This is a genomic window from Frankia sp. AgKG'84/4, assembly GCF_023242965.2.
Classification (GTDB): Bacteria; Actinomycetota; Actinomycetes; order Frankiales; family Frankiaceae; genus Frankia.
This window is the reverse complement of the sequence record NZ_JALKFU020001237.1, coordinates 1-2,395: the sequence shown is the minus strand read 5'-3', so window position 1 is coordinate 2,395 and position 2,395 is coordinate 1. Positions and strand designations below refer to the sequence as shown.

The 2,395-nt window shown below is 74.4% G+C and carries 2 protein-coding genes; both read right to left on the bottom strand.

The annotated features are described in order from the left end of the window. The coding region (locus MXD58_RS29165; protein WP_250611367.1) for a type I polyketide synthase at positions 1 to 1,617 on the bottom strand (1,617 nt) is incomplete at its 3' end. 69 nt (positions 1,618 to 1,686) lie between these two features. Beyond that, positions 1,687 to 2,395, bottom strand: a 709-nt coding sequence (locus MXD58_RS29160) for an acyl carrier protein (RefSeq protein ID WP_250611365.1), incomplete at its 5' end; no start/stop codon positions are given.

The window sequence follows — 2,395 nt, the reverse complement described above, 5'->3', positions numbered from 1 at the left end:
GCCAAAGCCCTTGCGCAGGTGGGCTGCGAGGCGGCGGGCCTGGTCACGCACCGCCTGCGGCGAGCGCCCGGACAGCGGCACCAGCACCGGCGCGCCCGCCCACGTCGACTCCGCGGCTACGTCAGCCCGGTCGTTGTCCTCGCCGGTGGTGGCGACCACGTCGGTGCTGATGGCCGCGGCCGCGGCGGTCCCGTCGTCGGCGGCGGTCACGTCGTCCGTGACCGGGGCCGGTGCCGGTGCCTGCTCCAGGATGATGTGGGCGTTCGTGCCGCTGACACCGAAGGCGGAGATCCCGGCGCGGCGCGGGGCGCCCGTCTCCGGCCACGGTCGGCTTTCCCGGAGCAGCTCGACGGAACCTGAGGACCAGTCGACGTGCGGCGTGGGCTCGTCGACGTGCAGAGTGCGGGGCAGGAAGCCGTTGCGCAGGGCGAAGACCGTCTTGATGATGCCGGCGGCGCCGGCGGCGGCCTGGGTGTGGCCGATGTTGGATTTCAGGCTGCCGAGCCACAGCGGCCGGTCGTCGGGCCGGCTCTGCCCGTAGGTCGCGAGGATCGCCTGGGCTTCGATCGGGTCACCGAGGGAGGTGCCGGTGCCGTGTGCCTCGACGGCGTCGACGTCCGCGGGGCTCAGCCGGGCGTTGGCCAGCGCCGTGCGGATGACGCGCTGCTGGGACGGCCCGTTGGGGGCGGTGATGCCGTTGGACGCGCCGTCGGAGTTCACCGCGCTGCCGCGCAGCACCGCGAGGATCGGGTGGCCGTTGCGCTGGGCGTCGCTGAGCCGTTCGACGAGCAGGACGCCGACGCCCTCGGACCAGCCGGTGCCGTCGGCCGATGCGGCGAACGCCTTGCACCGGCCGTCGGCGGACAGCCCGCGCTGGCGGGAGAACTCGATGAACGGCGCGGGAGAGGACATCACCGCGACCCCGCCGGCCAGGGCGAGGTCGGCCTCCCCGGAGCGCAGTGCCTGGGCGGCGAGGTGCAGGGCGACCAGCGACGACGAGCAGGCCGTGTCGACGGTGACCGAGGGCCCCTCGAAGCCGAACGTGTAGGAGATCCGCCCGGACAGCACGCTGCCCAGCGTGCCGAGGCCGACATACGCCTCCAGCTCGGCGGGGATCTCGTGCAGCCGGGCCGCGTAGTCCTGGCCGGCGATCCCGGCGAACACCGCGGTGCGGCTGCCCCGCAACGTCGTCGGGTCGATGCCGGCCCGCTCGAACGCCTCCCAGGACGTCTCCAGCAGCAGCCGCTGCTGCGGGTCGGTGGCGACCGCCTCGCGGGGGGAGATCCCGAAGAACTCGGGGTCGAACTCGGCGGCGTCGTAGAGGAAGCCGCCGTGCCGGGTGTAGGACTTCCCGGCCGCGCCCGGGTCCGGGTCGTACAGGTCGTCGACGGGCCATCCCCGGTTCGTCGGGAACTCCCCGATCGCGTCGCGTTCGGCGACGACCAGGTCCCAGAGCTCCTCCGGGGTGCTCACCGAGCCGGGCAGTCGGCAGGCCATGCTGACGATCGCGATCGGCTCCCGCCGGCTCGACTCGACCTCCCGCAGGCGCTTCTGCGCCGTTCGCGCGTCGCTGAGCGCGCGTTTGAGATATTCGCGCAGCTTGGCGTCATCGGCCATGACAGGTCGCTCCCTTGATTCGGGCGAGGGACCCGGCGAGCGGGTCGGTCAGCTAGGTGTCGGCGCTGCTCAGTAGGTGTCGGCGTTGCTGTCCATCAGGGCGAACAGCTCGTCGTCGCTGGCGGCGTCGAGGTCGACGTCGTCGTCGACGACACCCGGTGCCGTCTGGGTGACGGGCTCCAAGCGGGCGAGGAGGGTCCGCAGCCGGGCCACCGCCGCGACGGTGTCCGCGTCGCCGCCGCCGGCCGCCGCCAACGCCGCCTCCAGCTGGGCCACGGCCGCCACCGGCGACGCGGTGGCGCTCGGCGTGGAACGCAGCTCGCCGGCCAGGAACTCGGCGATCGCCGCGGGGGTCGGGTAGTCGAACACGAGCGTGGCGGGCAGCGTCAGCTCTGTTGCCACGTTCAGCCGGTTGCGCAGGTCGACAGCGGTCAGCGAGGTCAGGCCGAGGTCGCGGAAGGCGCGGGTCGCGCCGACGGTCGCCGGGCTGTCATGGCCGAGGACCACGGCCGCCTCGGCCCGGACCACGTCGAGCAGCAGCTCGTCGCGTTCCGCCGGGGCGAGCGCGGCGAGCCGCTCGGTCAGGCTCGGCCCGGCCGCGGTGGACACGTGCCCGTCGAGCGCCCCGGCGCTGGCGGGCGTGTCGGCGACGAACGCGCCGTCGACGAGCCGCAGCGGTGTCGGGTCCAGCCAGTAACGGCGGCGCTGGAAGGCGTAGGTCGGCAGGCTCACGTGCCGCTGCCGGCGGCGCCCGCCGCTGCCGGTCCCGCGCGCACCC